The following is a 248-nucleotide window of genomic DNA, read 5'->3' on the forward strand; positions in this document are numbered from 1 at the left end:
GGTTCTTGAACAGCTTGGTTATTCTGATATGGCAAAAGATCTGGCAATAGCAATTTCAAACAATTATATTCCAGATCTACAGCATAATCAGGGATTTCAAAATCTTGCCTCTAACGAAAGACAGTTTATCGAAAGTTTAAATGATCTTAGATTCAACTATGAACAAGGACTTTTAAATACCAATGTTTTCAGTAAAGACGGCGGCCCTTTCATTGGCGGAGCAATCGGAATGGGTGTAGGATTCATGG

Annotated in this window: 1 protein-coding gene; it reads left to right on the plus strand. The window is 37.5% G+C overall.

Going from position 1 to position 248, the window contains the following annotated elements; genetic code table 11:
- Positions 1–248, plus strand: a 248-nt coding sequence (locus R2R70_RS22165) for a hypothetical protein (protein ID WP_410979224.1), incomplete at both ends; no start/stop codon positions are given.

Origin of the sequence: Cobetia sp. SIMBA_158 (assembly GCF_046566945.1) — a bacterium.
Taxonomy (GTDB): domain Bacteria; phylum Pseudomonadota; class Gammaproteobacteria; order Pseudomonadales; family Halomonadaceae; genus Cobetia; species Cobetia amphilecti.